The 18,396-nt window shown below is 45.8% G+C and carries 15 protein-coding genes; 4 read left to right on the plus strand and 11 right to left on the minus strand.

Going from position 1 to position 18,396, the window contains the following annotated elements; all coding sequences use genetic code 11:
- Positions 1–158: 158 nt before the first annotated feature.
- On the minus strand, positions 159–905 hold the full coding sequence (locus DKW60_RS15895; RefSeq protein WP_109838650.1) for an SDR family oxidoreductase: 747 nt from the start codon (positions 903–905) through the stop codon (positions 159–161).
- A 123-nt stretch (positions 906–1,028) separates the two neighbouring features.
- A complete protein-coding gene (locus DKW60_RS15900; RefSeq protein ID WP_109838651.1) occupies positions 1,029–2,138 on the minus strand; it encodes a flavin monoamine oxidase family protein in 1,110 nt (369 codons plus the stop codon).
- A 134-nt stretch (positions 2,139–2,272) separates the two neighbouring features.
- Here DKW60_RS15900 and DKW60_RS15905 point away from each other — a divergent pair, with 134 nt between their 5' ends.
- Complete coding sequence (locus tag DKW60_RS15905) at positions 2,273–2,935, plus strand: cupin domain-containing protein (RefSeq protein ID WP_109838652.1); 663 nt, start codon at positions 2,273–2,275, stop codon at positions 2,933–2,935.
- 145 nt (positions 2,936–3,080) lie between these two features.
- Here the strand turns inward: DKW60_RS15905 and DKW60_RS15910 are convergent, their stop codons facing one another.
- The 5 genes from DKW60_RS15910 to DKW60_RS15930 form a co-directional block, all read right to left on the minus strand.
- Positions 3,081–5,300: a YgiQ family radical SAM protein gene (locus tag DKW60_RS15910; protein WP_109838653.1), complete on the minus strand. Its 2,220-nt coding sequence runs from the start codon at positions 5,298–5,300 to the stop codon at positions 3,081–3,083.
- A 28-nt stretch (positions 5,301–5,328) separates the two neighbouring features.
- Positions 5,329–6,552, minus strand: coding sequence for an APC family permease (locus tag DKW60_RS15915; protein ID WP_109838737.1), 1,224 nt, complete (start codon positions 6,550–6,552; stop codon positions 5,329–5,331).
- A gap of 120 nt (positions 6,553–6,672) precedes the next feature.
- A complete protein-coding gene (locus DKW60_RS15920) occupies positions 6,673–8,847 on the minus strand; it encodes a sensor domain-containing protein (RefSeq protein WP_181389741.1) in 2,175 nt (724 codons plus the stop codon).
- A gap of 2 nt (positions 8,848–8,849) precedes the next feature.
- Positions 8,850–9,986 carry an FIST C-terminal domain-containing protein gene (locus DKW60_RS15925; protein WP_109838655.1) on the minus strand — a complete coding sequence of 379 codons (1,137 nt, stop codon included), beginning with the start codon at positions 9,984–9,986 and terminating at the stop codon, positions 8,850–8,852.
- A gap of 145 nt (positions 9,987–10,131) precedes the next feature.
- On the minus strand, positions 10,132–11,712 hold the full coding sequence (locus DKW60_RS15930) for a SulP family inorganic anion transporter (protein ID WP_109838656.1): 1,581 nt from the start codon (positions 11,710–11,712) through the stop codon (positions 10,132–10,134).
- Positions 11,713–11,932: 220 nt separating this feature from the next.
- Between DKW60_RS15930 and DKW60_RS15935 the strand changes: the two genes are divergently transcribed.
- From DKW60_RS15935 to DKW60_RS15945, 3 genes are all read left to right on the plus strand, one after another.
- Positions 11,933–12,865 (plus strand): metal-dependent hydrolase, encoded by a 933-nt coding sequence (locus tag DKW60_RS15935; RefSeq protein ID WP_181389742.1) that lies wholly within the window; start codon positions 11,933–11,935, stop codon positions 12,863–12,865.
- Between the two features lie 227 nt (positions 12,866–13,092).
- On the plus strand, positions 13,093–14,991 hold the full coding sequence (locus DKW60_RS15940; protein ID WP_181389743.1) for a hypothetical protein: 1,899 nt from the start codon (positions 13,093–13,095) through the stop codon (positions 14,989–14,991).
- Between the two features lie 3 nt (positions 14,992–14,994).
- On the plus strand, positions 14,995–15,342 hold the full coding sequence (locus DKW60_RS15945) for an MGMT family protein (protein WP_219988789.1): 348 nt from the start codon (positions 14,995–14,997) through the stop codon (positions 15,340–15,342).
- A 7-nt stretch (positions 15,343–15,349) separates the two neighbouring features.
- On the opposite strand, the gene DKW60_RS15950 is transcribed toward DKW60_RS15945, so the two are convergent.
- From DKW60_RS15950 to mltG, 4 genes are read right to left on the minus strand one after another with little or no spacing between them, the layout of a single operon-like run.
- Positions 15,350–15,691 (minus strand): PilZ domain-containing protein, encoded by a 342-nt coding sequence (locus DKW60_RS15950; RefSeq protein ID WP_109838658.1) that lies wholly within the window; start codon positions 15,689–15,691, stop codon positions 15,350–15,352.
- A 33-nt stretch (positions 15,692–15,724) separates the two neighbouring features.
- Positions 15,725–16,696: a DNA polymerase III subunit delta' gene (gene holB, locus DKW60_RS15955; protein ID WP_109838659.1), complete on the minus strand. Its 972-nt coding sequence runs from the start codon at positions 16,694–16,696 to the stop codon at positions 15,725–15,727.
- Positions 16,693–17,334, minus strand: coding sequence for a dTMP kinase (gene tmk, locus DKW60_RS15960; RefSeq protein ID WP_109838660.1), 642 nt, complete (start codon positions 17,332–17,334; stop codon positions 16,693–16,695). The genes holB and tmk overlap by 4 nt, the downstream gene beginning before the upstream one ends.
- Positions 17,331–18,368 carry an endolytic transglycosylase MltG gene (gene mltG / locus DKW60_RS15965; RefSeq protein ID WP_109838661.1) on the minus strand — a complete coding sequence of 346 codons (1,038 nt, stop codon included), beginning with the start codon at positions 18,366–18,368 and terminating at the stop codon, positions 17,331–17,333. The genes tmk and mltG overlap by 4 nt, the downstream gene beginning before the upstream one ends.
- Positions 18,369–18,396: the final 28 nt, after the last annotated feature.

Genomic DNA, 18,396 nt, shown 5'->3' on the forward strand with positions numbered 1-18,396 from the left:
AAATTGTCGTGTACAGAGGTTGCCGCTAAACCGATACCTGATGTTCCACCAAAAACTAATGCTTTTTTACCACTGATTTCCATTTTAAAACTCCAAACGTTTATATGTGATTTTCTGTATATTTATGCTGTTGAATGCGTGATCAATAACGGCAAAGACTACCTGCCACCCGCCACTTCAATAAATGATCCCGTTGTATAAACTGACTTTTCTGATGCTAACCAAATAATTGCCTCAGCAACTTCTTCCGGCTCACCGCCACGTTTCATTGGCACGGCTTCTTTCACGCGATTCACCCGATCAGGCTCACCACCGCTGGCATGCATTTCCGTTTTAATAATCCCCGGGCGTACACCATTAACTCGGATACCGTGCTCAGCGACTTCTGCCGCTAAACCTATGGTCAAGGTATCAACCGCACCCTTGGACGCTGCGTAATCAATATACTCATTCGGTGCTCCAAGCCTTGCTGCAACCGATGATACATTAACAATCACGCCACCTTCGCCATGATGTTTTTTAGACATACGTTTGACCGCTTCACGGCAACACAGAAAAGTCCCTGTCACATTGGTTTGAAAGGTTTGATTAATACGCTCTGCATCCATCGTTTCGATACTCATTTGCTTGAGTAACATACCGGCATTATTCACCAATAAGCTAATCGGCCCGAGTTGTTCATCTATCAAAGAAAACAAGCAAATCACATCTTCTTCCTGTGAAATATCAGCTTTAATGGCGACCGCCTTTTTTCCCTTATTTTGAATTTTCTGTACCACTCTCATGGCAGACACTGCATCACTGCGGTAATTGATACAAATAGAGTAACCCTCTTCAGCAAGCTTATAAGCTGTTGCTGCGCCGATGCCTCTACTACCGCCTGTGACTAATGCTACTTTTGACATATAAAACCTTTAATTTGATGAGATATTCCGGCGAGTGAGTCAGTATATTAAACGCGAAGCGTCAATGCACTTAGCCAGAATTTTTCTTTATTAGTATTCTTTGTTTTCTGGTAATTTTTTGGATTAATTATTGCTCGAATTTAGTATCACCAGCGTATTGTGACTTGCTTCCAGTGCGCCTTCAAGATAGCCATTAAAACGAGTCCCGTTTGCTGCTGTTTCAGAGCCTGACCAAATCAATCGATGACCCCAGCTGGCTTCAGTGACTTGTTCAATATCATTGCTAGGGTGGGCAGTTAGCATTTTCTGATCTAAACTCGTCGCCGTAAGATCATCCTTCGCCCAGTCTTTAAAATAGACATCTAAAGGCTCGCTGGCAGCATCGCCAAACAGCCGCGTCAATTGCTGAATCGCCGCACTTCTTAACAACTCCTGATCACCCCGATTCGCTGCTGGAACACCCATAAACCCAAACAATGCGTAGGGTCCTCCTTGTTTCGGAGAAGCATCATGAATCTCATGCATGGGCCCTCGTTGACTAATACAGTCCCCGGAATAGCCCTGTTCCAACCAAAATGGTGTTTCATAAAACGCTAATAGCTTGGCATGACCTGCCATCCACGTTTTGATGTTATTCAACACATGCACCCTTTGTTCAGCAAACTCCGGCAGAAAGTCAATATGCGATAATGCGACCCTCGGTGGCGTTGCAATGACTACATGCTCACACTCGATTAACTGCTGTTCTCCGTCTATTGATACCTCCCCTTGCACTGCTTGACCCTGATATTTCAATTGCTTCACCCGCGCATCTAAAATCACAGATTCAATAGGCAGCTTTTCTTGCATAGCCGCAATGAGCTGTGCATTGCCACCCTGCAACCGATACGACCCCGCCATTGAAATACCATGGATACCGCGCTGAATGACACCCTGATCATTCTCGTAAATCGCATCACCGGATTCTTGCTGATAAAACACCGAATCAACAAGATCTAACTCATGTACCAGACGCTCAATGTGCTGTTGCCCGGGCCAAAACCAAGCTGGCCCCATATCGAAAGCAGGCTTCGCTGCGGAGTATTTTTCTTGCTGCCAGTTACGCGACAATATACGACCACCTAAGCGGTCTCTGGCTTCTAGCAAAATAAATCCAACACCCTGCAGGCTCAGTTGATAAGCGGTGTGCAACCCACTTAAACCACCACCCACTATCAGTACTTGTGTTTTCAAACAAACCTCAACTTAGGAATTCAGAATAATGTTACTCAGAAACTGCATGATAAATCACACATCAGGCATCCAATAGCGATATTATTCGCGTTTAATAGCATAACACTCAGATAAATATAGAAAGAGGTCGGAAAATGGATGTAAATGGTGATTTTTCAAAACGCGTCGTGCTACACAGTGATGATATTCCATGGGAAGACTCACCAATGGCAGGCGTCGAGCGTCGTCGCTTAGATAAAGTTGGTGATAACGACGTACGCGTAACCACCATCGTCCGCTATGCACCGGGCAGTCACTTCTCCACACACACCCATGACACTGGAGAAGAGTTCATTGTGCTGGAAGGCGTATTTGAAGACGACTATGGCCACTGGCCCGCTGGCTCCTACGTCAGAAACCCACCGACCTCACGTCACCAACCCGGTTCAAAAGACGGCTGTATCATCATGGTCAAACTTGGTCAGTTCGACATGGAAGACCGCACCTTCGTACACATCGATACCAACAAAATCGACAGCATCCCCGACAGAGATCGCGATGGTGTAAGAGTAACTCCCCTATACAAAGATCAATACGAGAATGTACGCATAGAACACTGGGAAGCAGGAGCTAATATTGAACTAATCGCAGAAGGTGGCGCTGAAATCTTTGTCCTCAATGGAAGTTGCCTGGAATCCGGCGATGAACTAACTAAAAACTCATGGCTACGCCTACCCTGCGGCTACCAAACAACCCTACAAGCCGGAAACCACGGCACAAAACTCTGGATCAAAACCAACCACCTAAGCAAGCTATAAACCAAAGCCCAAGCCCTAGAAAGCCAGCAGCCAAAAAGAACACCACTCTCAGCCCCCAAACCAGCAGTAGCCGATATTAACTCCGAAAATGTTCCCACCGCAGGTGGCATTGTCGGAGTTAATATCGGCTACTGTGACCCCAAAATCACCTTTTGCCAGCAGGCGCGCCACCCTTGCGCCCCTTACCACGGCCACCACGACCGCCCTTACCTTTAACCGGCCCTTTACTACCTTGCTTACCACGAATCCGGTGATGCAAATCACTACCACTTCCACCCGTGGATTTCGCACGAGGTTTAGACGGGTCCCAGGCAGGCACCAAATGCTGCTTGCCATTACCAATCAGTTCTTCACGTCCCATACGCTTTAACGCCTGACGGATTACTGGCCAGTTTTCCGGCGCATGATAACGCAGGAAGGCTTTATGCAAACGCCGTTGACCAGAGTCACGCACACTGCCCACATGCTCAGACTTAAGGCGGTCAACCTTCTTAAGCGGACTAATTTCAGTGTGGTACATAGCAGAAGCCAGCGCCATCGGAGTCGGCAGGAATGCCTGAACCTGATCCGGACGGAAATTACTTTTCTTCAGCCACAACGCCAGATTCAACATATCTTCATCCGTCGTCCCCGGATGTGCCGAGATGAAGTATGGAATCAAATATTGCTCTTTACCAGCCTCAGCAGAGTACTTATCAAACAACTGCTTAAAGCGGTCGTAAGTCCCAATCCCCGGTTTCATCATTTTTGATAAGGGCGCAGATTCCGTATGCTCCGGTGCAATTTTTAAGTAGCCACCCACATGATGCGTGACCAACTCCTTAACGTATTCTGGATCTTCAACCGCCAAGTCATAGCGCAGACCTGAAGCGATAAACACCCGCTTAATACCCGGCAATGCCCGCGCACGGCGATACACTTTAATCAGAGGTTTATGATTGGTATCCAGATTGCTACAAATGCCGGGGAATACACAGGATAGACGTCGACAAGAGGCTTCAATCTTAGGACTTTTACACGCAAGTCGATACATATTCGCCGTCGGGCCACCCAAGTCTGAAATGTTACCAGTGAAGCCCGGAACCGTATCCCGGATGGTTTCAACTTCACGAATAATCGAGTCTTCTGAGCGACTCTGGATAATTCGTCCTTCATGCTCCGTGATAGAACAGAAAGTGCAGCCACCAAAACAGCCACGCATAATATTCACAGAGAATTTGATCATATTGTAAGCGGGGTTAGTCGCATCACCATAAGCGCTGTGCGGCTTACGGGTATAAGGCAGTTCAAACACCTTATCAAACTCCGACATACTCAATGGGACTGGCGGTGGATTAAGCCATACATCACGCTTACCGTGGCGCTGGATCAAAGCACGAGCGTTACCCGGATTGGTTTCCAGATGAAATACGCGGGAGGTGTGTGCATACAGATATTTATCTTCGACTACCTGATCATAAGATGGCAAACGAATCACACTGGTTTCGCGGTCGATATTCTTTGGGCGATGATCAAAGAACACAACTTGCGCCGCACCCTCATTCTCTTTTTCGATCTTCGCCACAGCCTCTTTATTGCTTTTTTCGCAATCGTTTTGCTTTGTGGTGTCGATATAAGGATTCGCTTCCGGATGCTCCAATGACACTTCATCGTCAATGCTGGTAGAGTCAATGACCGTCCAACCTTCCGGAATACCCTGACGCATAAATGCTGTGCCGCGAATATCAGTGATCTCGGTGATTTTATCGCCACCGGCTAAACGATGTGCCACCTCAACAATCGCTCGCTCAGCATTTCCATACACCAGCAGGTCTGCTTTGGAATCTGGCAGAATGGAACGACGTACTTTTTCCGACCAATAATCATACTGAGCAATTCGGCGCAGACTGGCTTCAATACCACCGATAACTACCGGCACGCCTTTGTAGGCTTCTTTGGCACGCTGCGAATACACAATAGTTGCACGGTCCGGACGTTTACCCGCTTCACCATTTGGCGTATAAGCATCATCTGAACGACGTTTGCGATCAGAGGTATAGTGATTCACCATGGAATCCATGTTTCCGGAGGCTACCCCGAAAAACAAGTTAGGTTTCCCTAGGCGCTGGAAGTCCTCCACATTATGCCAATTCGGCTGCGCAATAATGCCAACCCGAAATCCCTGAGATTCCAACAGGCGGCCAATAATAGCCATACCAAAACTAGGGTGATCAACGTAGGCATCACCGGTCAAAATGATGATATCGCAGGAATCCCAGCCCAGAATATCCATTTCCTCACGGGTCATGGGGAGTTCTGTGGCAGGGCCAAACTTATGCGGCCAGTATTTACGGTGCGAGAAGATATCGCGAGCTTGAGTATTCATCGCGCGATTATAGCGGGTTCAGCTGGGCTTAAACAAATGAACTCGCTAAAAACCCTACACAAGTGATAAAGCCGAGTACCGGAACCCACAATCTCACCTGGAATATACCCTCCTCAGCCTTTTCTCCCCGTAACTTTATTCGGATCAGTGACAGGTTGATCAACGTAAAAACGGTTAGGGCAACTCGTGACGTCATCTCAGCCAATGAGTTAATCGGGAATACCAGTGCAAGCGCCAGAATAATCACAATGACGATCATGGTTGATACCACAGGGGTTTGTGTCCGGCGGCTGACTTTAGCAAACATAGCAGGCAAGCAACCCTGTTTACCCAAACCATAGAGAACCCGTGACGCCATAATCATCTGAATGATCACGCCATTTAAAGTCGCCACAATAGCGATCAGTGTAATGACTAAAGGTGAGGCGCCGGTAATACGTTCAAACAATAGACCCACCGGTGCATTTGAACCTGACAATTCGTCAATGGGTACCGTCAAAACCGCAATTGTAACAACCGCCACATAAACCAAGGTTGCGCCGATCAAGGTAAGAAAGATTGCCCATGGGATGGTTTTACTGGGGTTCTTGGTCTCTTCCGCCAGATTGACGATATCCTCAAAGCCAATGAACGCAAAAAAGGCCAATAAGCCTGCAGCTGAGATAGCGCCAAACGCTTCAAAATCCGTGAAAGACGGAATTACTTTCGGAATCTCCTGAACAATTTCAGGTTCATTCCAGAGTGCAGCAACAACAATCGCAACAAGACCGGCGACCTCAACAAAGGTAAATATCGCGGCGAAGGTCACTGACTCGGTGATTCCCCATAAAGCAATCAAACCCATACAGATAATTACCAACGCAATAATCACAGCATCGGGTAGATGAATAAGTGACTGAATATAACCCGCGCTGCCTATACTGACCGTTGCCGCGGAGATTAATCCGGAAGTCACCACTAGCAACCCAGTACCCAACGCCAGTAACGGTGATCGCAAACCATTGCGAATATAGGCTGCCTCCCCCGCACTTACCGGAAACCGTGCCGATAACTCAGCCATGGATGCCGCACTGAATATCATCACAAAGGCCGCCAACACAAAAGATAACGGAGCATAAATACCGGCTTTACCCGCTGTTGCACCAATCAGCACATAGATACCCGCACCGATCGTCACTCCCAGACCATAAAGCACCACCAGTGGCAACGACAATGAACGGCGTAATTCTGTATTTTGTGAGGATTGAGTCATTCGCATTTACCCGCATAGCTTAATGTACAGGTTCATTATGCGATGTTGAGCAGTGTCAGCGTTGACCTAGGTCATGCGTAAGTGGAATAGGTTCTGGGGATTTGCTGAATTTCCAGGGAGTTATGCCAGCTCCAGTGTTTGCTCATGCAGCGGCTGTGGTTGACTCAGACAATACCCCTGAGCAAAATCAGCACCCAACTGCGTTACTTTATCCAGAATATCCGTATCACTCACATACTCAGCGACGGTTGAGATATTCATGGCATTAGCAGCTGAAATAATGGATTGAACCACAATAGCATCGATTTCATTGTGACAAATATCACGAATAAATGAGCCATCAATCTTTAAATATTTAACCGGCAGATTCTTCAAATAACCAAAAGATGATACGCCAGTTCCAAAGTCATCCAAGGCGAAACAAACGCCGAGATAATTAAGCTTTTCCATAAATTCAATGCATTGAGTGAGATTAGTAATCGCCGATGTCTCTGTAATCTCCAGACAAATCAGACTCGCTTCTGCAGGATATTCTGAAATAACATTGAATAGCTTGGCACGACTATTAGCCGCACTTAACGTGACGCCAGAGATATTGACGTTGAGCATGTAGTCTTTGTTTTGGCGTAAATATTTCAGCGTATTTTCCAGCACCCAAAGGTCTATCTCACTCACCTTGCCGCTACGTTCAGCCGTTGGCAGGAAGGCATTCGGTGGAATTAATTTCCCTTGGTTCTGAATTCTAAGCAGAATTTCCAAATGCGGTTTTCTGTTTGAATCAGTGATAGGCATAATCGCTTGTTTATACAAGACGAACCGGAAATCCTGATCACTATCGGTCAAAGCGCGATTGATGCAATGTAAGTAGTTCATATGCCCTTCGCGACTACCTTGCTGGCTCTGACTGTTCTCAGCAAGTGTTACCTGATTACGTCCGTTCTCCTTAGACATCAAACACGCTTCATCAGCACGCAGGAAAACAGCATCCGCATCCGTATCTTCCATTTTGATCTCGGTAACACCAAGACTAATACCAATTGTGAAAATGCTGCCTTCCCAGCTAAACCTGAGTCGATCAATTCTTTTACGAATACGCTCGGCTATTTTAAGCGCTACTTCAATCTTGCAATGATTGAGAATGACACAAAACTCATCGCCACCAACCCGAGCAATCACATCGTTTTTGCGTATTTCGTGTTGCATCAAAGAAGTCACTTGCTGGAGCAATGCATCTCCGGCCGGATGCCCACCAAGATCGTTCACATGCTTGAAGCGATCAAGATCCATACAGATCAAGGCAGAGCTAAGATAGCGTTTAGAGCCCACCAAAGCACTCATTTTGTCCTCAAAACCACGTCGGTTATAAGCCTGAGTGAGTGGGTCATGGCTCGCGCGCCATTTCAGTTTCTGCTCTAGTTCATAAGCCTCGGTAATGTCAGTAAAAGTGCACACATAATAGGTATTGTCACTTTTTAAAGTGTCCAATAGCTTAGACATATTTTGAACATTTAACCGCACCACGTGCATACGGTTGTCAGTGGTAGATAGTATGACAGGTTTTTCGTAAAACCACTGCCCGTCACCTTCACAGGTTTCTACAATTTCACGCGTTATATCCTGCGAGTTCTCATGGTCAAGTATGCGGAAGTATTGGGTAAAATGCTGACTTCGTCCGCTCTTATCGTTAATTGCCAACAAGCGTCGACCAGTAGGGTTTACAAAATAAACCATTCCTTCAGCATCCAGTACCAAGACGCAGTCATTGATTGCATTCAATATGTGTTCCAGCTTATTTTTTTCTGCTTTGAGGTTTTCAGAGATGGTTTTAATCTGATGGCGCTGCTGCTCGTTCAGCAGAAACAACATTCTGTCGACATAAATTTGGCCAAACCGGGAGATCGGGGCGTTCATTGCCGTTATCAGACCCTCATCAAACGCTTTGGTTGTTCGCTCCAATATCATGAAGCCAAGGTTCTTAACCTTGTAACAATACCAATAACAATTACCCACTATTCGTTCTTCCAGAAAGCCGTTTGATTCCGGAATCTCAGCATCAAGATACTGCGCTAAATGAGGGTGTGACTCTATCTGCGGAGCCATAATAGGAATACGGTGTTGCTGCTCGATCAGCCCGACTGCCTTATTTTCTTTTTGCAGAATATAAATACACCGCAGATTCAATGCTTTAATAGCACGCATTGTAAACCGCTCACAAATCTCTTGAGGATCAGAGGATGAGCCCAAAGCCATGAACAACTCATGTTGTAGCATGACCAGGCGGTGGGTGTTATTCATCGCTACGCGCATAAATTTGTCACTACCAAAGACATGCTATGTAAACGTGCCAGCCCGGTTTCATTGCTGGCGATTTCTCCGAGTGAGGAAACGCCAATGATTCGGTCGGTATGGCCAATTCGATCGGATAATATATTGAGTTCCTCATTACTCTTATCACTCATATGAACACGCCGCCCTATGCAACTGAATATCACTGTCAAACTATGAGGTGACTCCGTGTCAGGATTAAACTCCCAGTCACTATCTTTGACGTACTTCAGCAAACTATCTTGTTCGCCCTTCAGTATGAATATATTCGAAAACTCCGGGATATCACCAATAAACTCAAATTCATCTGTCTTATCATCATACTTGAGAATATCACGAACGATCATATCCTCATCATATGGCTGAATACCAATAGGATGCTCCTGCAACATCTTTTGCAAAGAATAGCCACTTTCAACATCATCCATACTGTCGCGAATAATTCCCTCGAAGTAGGATGCGATCGGCTGATAATCCAAGGTCTTGATACGATTTTTTTCTGCATCCGTCACTAAGTGAGGGCCTGATAAAACCGACCAACCATGCCCCACCCGCGTTTGTTGCACATACGGTAAACGCACAATTTGTATCGCATCTGTCACTAAACCGTGATTTGTAATCACGCTGGGATCAGAACACTCTTCAGAGTACGCTGAACCTGCCCCCGCATACTGTGTAATCTGACCATTTCGATAATACAATGCATCAAGCGTTGCTTCGGCGGCTCTGGTTTTTGCATTTGAGAAGACCAAGCTACTGGTGCGCTGGTTAGTATCGGGTAAGGCGAGATCACCTTTATATAATGAGGAACCAGATGCACTTACCTCTTCAAAGGTTTCAACAGGTAAATCATCAAACCACAGCACTGCGATAATTGCATTATTATAGTACTTGCTGTGGTAAATCACTTCCGGAAATATTCCACCTGATACAGTGACCGGCATTCTTTGCAGGAAACTATTCATTTCATCATAAGTATGCGGATATAGCGCTGCTACCAACAGCGTTACGCTTTTCACACCTATTTGTTCGATATCTTTGAGTTGATGTTCAAAACTGGCTAATGATTGCGAGTCACAATCAAACAGGATTTCAGGTGCTTGATTCATATTATTATGATAGTAATTTTTAGTCGTACTTTATCCTATGAATCATGTTCTTGTTTAAAAAGTCGATCGATGGTCATGTAAAAAGGCAGTCAACTTTTCACAGTTAACTGCCTTAAAACAATGCATCGCATATTAAAGGAGCGAACTAGTGACCAGCGGACACCTTTTTGCTGCGAGCTTCATAGGCATCAATCTCAGCAGCGGTTAAACCGGCCGCAATCGAATAAACCGGATCTTCAAGTACATTCACTTCCACCATGTCACCTGCTTTCTTCAGCAATAAACGACACTCGGGGCTGAGGTGTACCAGATGCAAACGCTTACCTGCTCTCTCATAACGCTCAGCTAATTGATCAACGGCCTCTAGTGCAGAGTGATCAGCAACACGTGAACGCTTGAAATCAATAATCACATCTTGTGCATCCTCTTTCGGCTGGAACAACTCCTGAAAGTTATGCACTGAGGCAAAAAAGATTGGACCAATCAATTCATAGACAGTGTTACCACCATCATTGGTGTATTTCTGTACCCGAATCTTTTTAGCGTGATCCCAGGCAAACACCAGCGCAGACAATATTACACCCAGAATAACGGCTACCGCCAAGTCAGCCAGTACGGTGGTCAGCATAACAATAGCGGTGATAATCAATTCAATATGAGGCACACGTCCGAACAATCGTAAGCTAGACCACTTGAAGGTTCCGATCACTACCATGAACATCACACCAATCAGAACAGCAATTGGAATTTGCTCAATCAGTGGTGCACCCAATAAGATGATTGCAAGCAATGCCAACGCAGCGGTGATACCCGATAAACGACCAGAACCACCCGAGTTGATGTTAATGATACTCTGACCGACCATCGCGCAACCACCCATTCCTCCGAACAGACCTGTCACGAAGTTTGCCAAGCCTTGCGCCATACTCTCACGATTCGCTTGTCCACGCGTTTCTGTCAGCGCATCAACCAGATTCAATGTCAGCAAACTTTCGATCAAACCTACCAGCGCCATAATCACCGCATAAGGCAGAATAATCATAAAGGTTTCCCACGTTAGCGGGACGGTTGGAATGTGGAATGTCGGTAAATCACCCGCTACAGAAGCAATATCACCTACGGTACGTGTTTCGACGTTAAATAAGATAACCACCAGACTCAGCGCAATAATCGCTACCAATGTTGACGGTACAGCTGTCGTGAATTTTGGTAAGAAGTGAATAATCGCCATGGTTGCGGCAACCAGCACCAACATGATAATCAGAGGGGTTCCTTCAATCCATGTGCTTGTGCCGTCTTCTCCAATGATTTGGAATTGTTTTAGCTGCGCAAGGAAAATCACTAACGCCAAACCATTAACAAAACCCAGAAAGACCGGATACGGCACCAGACGAATGAATTTACCAAGCTGTAACATGCCGAACAGTATCTGCAAAATACCCATCAGGATCACGGCCGCAAACAAGTATTCAACACCGTGTTGAGCGACTAAACTGACTAGTACCACCGCGATTGCACCTGTTGCACCGGAAATCATACCGGGACGACCACCAAATACTGAGGTGATCAAACCAATAATGAATGCAGCATAAAGACCCAACAAGGGATGAACTTGCGCAACCAATGCAAAGGCGACCGCTTCAGGCACCAAGGCTAGCGCCACGGTTAGACCAGAAAGCACATCATCTTTCGGGCTTTTGGGAGAGAGTTGTTTTAAAAAGGACATCAGACTAAGTGGCTTAGAAATAAAGCTGGGAATTCTTACACATCCACTAATGTACTGCTATGTTTTAATTCAAGAATATTATGAATGGCGCTAAAGAATATTGTGCATTGATCTTCTGAGAAGAAACTTTAAACTACTCACTAAATCATGCATGCTCACTACGGCTGGACAAGCCTGAATAAGTCAGCGGCGATATAACAAGAATCACAAAGGAGATATCTTGGATTCTGTATCACAAGTTGTTTTGGGCGCAGCCTGCTGTCATGCCGTCGCAGGGCGTCAATTAGGAAGAAAGGCGCTCGTACTTGGAGCCGCGCTTGGCACGCTTCCTGATCTGGATGTGTTAATCAAATATGGCAATGCGGTGGCTAATTTCACCTACCACCGGGGCTTTAGTCACTCATTACTGGTACTTACTTTAATCAGCCCGGTCATTATGTTACTGCTGCGGCGATTCAGTGCTTTTAGAGTGATTAGCCAATCCAGACTACTACTAGCCGTGTTTCTCGCCCTAATTACTCATCCTATTCTCGATAGTTTTACTGTTTACGGTACGCAACTGTTTTGGCCGCTACCTAAAGTGCCTGAATCATGGGCCAGCATTTTTATTATCGACCCCCTGTACACTGTTCCGTTACTGATCACCGGACTGTGGGTGTTATTTAAAAAACCTAAACTAGCTAAGCTGAGTGTCATCGGCCTGATCATCAGCAGTGGCTACTTAACGTGGAGTATGTACGCCAAAGTTACGGTGGAACGTTATGTCCATCAGGAACTGAAACGACAAAACATTCCATACCAACAAGTCAAAGTCACTCCGGAACGTTATAACACCCTATTCTGGCGTGTCATTGTCATGGATGAACAATATTATTATGAGTCTCGCGCCAATGCCCTGCGACGAGCAGGGCCGCTGAGCTTTAATGCTTACACTCACAACAAGCATTGGCTACAGAATATTCCTAATAATTGGGCAGCGAACCGTTTGGCCTGGTTTACAGGCGGTTTCTATAAACTAAGTGACCGGCAGAACATGTTAGTGGTTAGTGATTTAAGAATGGGTTCAGAGGGTTTTTCTATCTTTGAATTTGCCGTCGCTGATATGAATAACTTGCATGAGCCATTTTGGCCACGCAATGCACCACGTCGCTGAATTAAATTGATTGTAAATCATTTATTTTGTGTATTTTTAATGCACATAAGACTTCTTAATCTATATCATGAGTCGCCTAATAGGTTGACAGCTTATAAAAACCTGAATATATAGGTATCCAACCCCGTGTTTTCTATCCTACTCCCAACAATCGGTAGGATAGCGAACAGCAAGTATGATGAACGCCAGAAGCTGCAAGACTTCAGGCTAACTGTAAAATCATTATCATGAAAATAATTCGTATAAACCTCCGCGCAGTCATCGCGCTGGCAGTGCTTTTTAGTGTGAGCCTTTCATCACAAGCGTTTACCGGTAACCGTACCTCCCCACTGGGAATCAACACCAACGAAACCATGGATATGGATTCGAGTGTGCCGTTTATAAACCTGTTCAAACTAGCCCTCCCTTTTGAAGAAGCGCGTCCATGGATTACAAAAGGCAACATTGAGTACGATGAAAACGGCTGGCCTAAACGACTAAATGGTGGTGTTGCTGGTACTCGTTTCATCGGAGGTTATCCGGCCAACAGTATCCCAAGCACGGTTTATTCTGTGTTTTACAAAGGTCAGGGAAAGATTCGTTATGGCGTGAATGCCAGACTGGTGCGCAGACTTCCCGGACGTGATCTTATCGAAATACGCCCGGGGAAAGACAAGAAAATCAGCGCCTCTTTAACAATCGTTGAATCCAACCCAAACAATTACATCCGTGATATCAGCATCGTCATGCCGGGCGGTATCTGCAAAGGTAACCCATTCCGTAAAGTAAAAACTAAAAAGGATTGCGGACCAAATAACCCTTTCATGTCATTTGCCCAACACCATGAAGATATTATCTTCAATCCTGACTATTTGAATTTCATGAAGGACTTCCGGGTTATTCGCCTGATGAATATGTCTGGAATCACCCGTAATCCACTTGGTGTCTGGGAAAACCGTCCTACCCTGTCCAAAGCAACTTGGGGTGGTAAAGAAGGGGTTCGCGGTGCACCACTGGAAGCGATGGTTAAACTAGCGAATTTGACGGGTGCTGATCCGTGGTTCAACCTACCTCATCGCGCGAATAATGAATTTGTAAAAAAGTATGCTGAGTACGTCAGTGAGCACTTACGTCCTGAGCTAAAAGCCTATATCGAATACAGCAATGAAACCTGGAACGGTGTTTTCTCACAGACCCATCACATGCAAAAGATGGGGCAACGTTTAGGGTTGGACGCAAATAAAATTTATGGTGGCTTTAAATACTATTCAAAACGTAGTGTAGAAATTTTTAAGATCTGGGAAGAAGCTTTTCAGGGCAATAATCGTTTGGTTCGTGTGATGGGGGGGATGACGACCAACCTACCGATGTCGCACATGGTATTGGGTTATGAAGAAGCCTTCAAACATACCGATGCGTTAGCGATTGCTCCTTACTTCCATGCCAGTCAGAAAGCTCAAAAGCGTATCAATAGCGTTGATGAGGTATTCGCCTTATTGAGCTCTCCAAGCAACCGTTACTCTGTACCACGCACTCTTGCAATCGTAGAGCAACAAAACCGTATCGCCGCCCAGTATGGTACAGATCTAATCGCCTATGAAGGTGGACAACATTTGGTCGCCTACAAGACTCACAGCATTGAAGATGAATCTAATCGCTATTTGATTCAGGCGAATAAAGATGAGCGTATGTCCAAGATGTACTATGAGTTTCTGGAGGGGTGGAAAAAGAAAGGCGGAAAGTTATTTATTGCTTTCTCTGCACCGCGCCATTACAACTGGATTGGTAGCTGGGGAATTAAGGAACACATCGGTCAAAAAGCCGAGGATGCTCCCAAATACCGTGCACTCATGTATTTCCAGAAAAAGAATAAGTGCTGGTGGTACGCTTGCTCTCGCGCAGGCCACGTTGCCCGCAAGAGTAAACCCAGTTATAACCCTGGTGCGTATGTGATGAATCGCCGCTTTAAACCGGGTAAGCCAGTGCTGGCTAAGCCTGCTGCTAAACCAACGTTTGTCAAAGCCGGTTTGTCCTTAACAGAAAAGCCTGTGATGCAACGAGCGGGCTGGAGCAACCCAACGCGTGCTGAGTCGCAAGCAATTCAGGAATTATTTAATGACCCAAGTGCACCGAACGCATGGGAATAATCGGTGAGTCTGTTTCAGGCTAAATTTGATACGGCTATATGGGATGTGGTTTCATCAATCCCCTATGGTCAGTTCATGAGCTATGGCCAAGTGGCGAAGGCAGCTGGCTATCCCAGACACGCCAGAATGGTAAGCCGCGCGATGAGCCGAAGTGATAAAAAGCTGCCGTGGCACCGCGTTATTAAATCTGATGGCACACTTGCCTTTCCTGCCGACAGTGACTATTACCAACAACAAAAAGCATCTTTGATGTCGGAGGGTGTTGTGCTTTTGAACGGTAAAGTAATACCTCCTGATAATGATGAACCTGAGGATTTAGATGCTTTGATTTGGGGGGCGGACTCCCTTTAATATGGCCTTAGTAAGTGTGGTAGATCGACGGTTTTTGCGCTAAGTCACCCAATATCGTTTCTAAGGTACGGCGCACATTATCTTTAGTTCGGCCAGTGAATTGCACACCGACGCCTTGTCCTTGCGACTGTCGTGGAGACATCCAAACCACTTTTCCGGGTATTGCAAACTTCTTTGATAAGGCTTCTATCTTCACTGACAAAATAACGGTATCACCCAGTTTAAATTCCTGATCTGTGATCGCATACAAGCCCCCCCCTCTAATAAAAGGCATATAATTCGCATGCAGGGCAGTTTTGTCTCGTAGCGAAACAGCAATGACGTTGCGAACTGCTTGTTGTTTTTCCATGATTTGTGCCTGATCTTATTATTATTTTGGACTTTATTTAGACAAAGCCTGACGTTGCCATAAAAGTAGCATGTTTTCTGTAAATAGCAGAGCGTTTAACGACGTATGGGCATGTGATTTTAACTCCATCAAGCCTTCGCGCAGTTGCCACAAACCTGCCTGAGAGCCGTTTAAGTGTTTCGCCAGGTGAGGACTAATCGCATCTACCGCCTCACCCTCAGGAAGATGTAATCGACGAATCATGGCATCTACCCACTGAAGCTGCCAATCCAGCAATTCGTGTTTAGCCGTCTTTTCCCAGTTCTTGGCGGCGCCAACCAGCGATAAACTACCACGAAGCATTTTTAATACATCAGCAGCAAACTGTTTGCGCATTGCCAAACGATCTTCGGAATCCAACATCGTTGCCAACAAAGGCTTACCAGATGCTGCAAGCAATAGCTCATCTGCCGGGTGCTCAAGTGACTGAGTGTTCAACCACTCCAATGCCTGAGCCTGACTCGGTTGAGGTAAATGCAATACCTGACAACGGCTGCGTATAGTCGGGATGAGCTCAGAGGGATTTGAACTCACCAGCAATAACACTGTTCTCTCCGGTGGCTCTTCAAGTGTTTTCAGCAGACTATTCGCTGCATTGATATTAAGGCGTTCAACAGGCGAAATGATCGCCACTCTACTTTCCTGATAACTACGGCTGAGGTAGACAAACTCATTCAAAGTGCGTATCTGATCGACAACAATTTGTGTCTTCTTCTCGGCTAACTGTACCGAGGTAAAGTCAGGGTGAGAGTTGGCTTCAAATAAATGGCAGCTTTTGCACTCATTACACGCCATTTGCGTATGCTCATCACGCGAGTCACACATCAGCGACTTAGCAAAACTACGTGCAAAATCGAACTTACCGCAGTGTTCGGGGCCGGCAAGCAATATCGCATGGGGCATGTGATCATTGCCGATCGTTCGGGAAATTGACTCCCAAACAGCTTGCTGCCAAGTGTATATCACCCAACTGACTCCAACAGTGTCTCCACTGCACGACTCAACTGTGCCTGCACATTATCTAGTGACTGCGAGGCATCCACCACAGTGAAGCGATCAGGTTCATGCTCTGCGCGCTGCAGGTAACATAGACGTATTCGCTCGAAAAACTCAACCTGCTCCTGCTCAATTCGATCAGCAGCACTTCGGGCTTTTGCTCTGGACAAACCAATCTCAACAGGAAGGTCGAATAAGTAAGTTTGATCCACACGAAAATCACCTAAAACCCATGCTTCCAGTTCGCGAATTCGTGACTGATCAATCTGGCGACCACCACCTTGATAAGCAAAACTGGCATCCGTGAAGCGATCACACAATACCCATTGGCCGGCTTCCAAGGCGGGTAATATTTTATGCTGGTAATGTTCTGCTCTCGCAGCAAACATGAGTAACAACTCAGTGTCTGAGTGCATCGCTGGTAAGTCGGGATTTAGCAATACCTCACGTATACGCTCACCCACTTCAGTGCCGCCGGGTTCACGGGATATCACAACGTCTTTGCCCGTCGCTTCAATTAATGACTTAGCATGTTGAAGATTACTGGTTTTGCCAGCACCCTCAACACCTTCAAACGTCAGAAACAGACCGCGTTGACGCCCACTCATTTATCACCCTGATACGCTTTAGCGTTACCACGTAACTGGTATTTGATAACGGCTTTACGATGATCGCGATAAGTATTTGTGAAGTGTGACGTACCGTCACCTCGCGCAACGAAGTAAAGCGCCTTGGAGGGTTCAGGATGCATAACCGCCTGAATCGCTTCAGCACTTGGCGTTGAGATTGGCGTTGGTGTTAATCCATGGCGTGTATAGGTATTGTAAGGCGTAGGACGCCTCAGATCAGACTTTCTGATATTTCCTTTAAAACGGTCACCCATACCATAGATCACAGTAGGGTCAGTCTGTAACATCATGCCTTTACGAATTCTGTTTTGAAACACTTGTGCAATCAGTGGACGTTCTTCGGGGACACCGGTTTCTTTCTCAACAATAGACGCCAAAATTAATGCTTCATAAGGATTTTTCAGAGGTACAACAGAGTCACGCTTTTCCCACTCAGCTTGTAGGAACTGCTTCATGGCTTTGTGACTTCGCTTTAAAAAATCGACATCGGTTGTACCACGAGGATAGTTATAAGTATCCGGAAAGAACCATCCTTCCGGGTTTTTCTCATCCGAGCCTATCTTGGCCATGATATTTTCATACTTGTAATCATCTGGCGTCAGCGTTTTTACCAGATTAGGATCAGCCTGGAGCTTCTTAGCCAGCTCTTTGAAGGTAAACCCCTCCACAATCGTGGTGTTGTAGCTAATGGTCTTACCGGACGTAAAACGATCCAATAAGTCCTGAGGCCCCATACCAGGCTCAATGGCAAATTCACCCGCCTTAATTTTATTTTCTTGTTTGGTGATTTTTGCCAGTAACTGAAACTGCCAGGCAGGCTTGATAATGCTTTGTGCTTCAAGATCAGCAGCAACTCGTCTGATATTGCTGCCTTTCTTGATTTCAAAAATTTCAGGAGCTGATTCCGAAACCTTTTGTTTGGTGAATTGCTCGTACTGAACAAAACCATAGCCGCCAACAGCCAGGGCTGAGAGCAGTAAAAATAAAAATAAAGTAGTAAATACTGTTTTCATTGCTCCGCCTTTACTGGGCTAATGGTGA

Source organism: Leucothrix pacifica, assembly GCF_003172875.1.
GTDB lineage: Bacteria > Pseudomonadota > Gammaproteobacteria > Thiotrichales > Thiotrichaceae > Leucothrix > Leucothrix pacifica.